Raw genomic sequence first — 255 nt, forward strand, 5'->3', positions numbered from 1 at the left:
GCCGGCCCCGCGGGCGGGCGCCGGCGCTGCCGGCGCCGAAACAGTTCGAACTGGCGTTTCGCACCTGGGTCGGCGGCCTCATCCCGGCGCTGGCCAAGGACCAGGTGATCGCCATCGATGGCAAGGCGAGCCGGCGCACCACGAGCAAGGCGGCGGTTGCGCCGCTGCATATGGTCAGCGCGTTTGCGGCCAACGTGGGCGTGGTGCTGGGCCAGACGGCGACAGCGGAGAAGTCCAACGAGATCACCGCGATCC

1 protein-coding gene is annotated in these 255 nt (G+C 71.4%); it reads left to right on the top strand.

All coding sequences use genetic code 11. From position 1 onward, the window contains the following. The coding region (locus DNK49_RS23675) for an ISAs1 family transposase (RefSeq protein WP_110530441.1) at positions 1-255 on the top strand (255 nt) is incomplete at both ends.

The organism is Parazoarcus communis SWub3 = DSM 12120 (assembly GCF_003226565.1).
Lineage (GTDB): Bacteria > Pseudomonadota > Gammaproteobacteria > Burkholderiales > Rhodocyclaceae > Parazoarcus > Parazoarcus communis.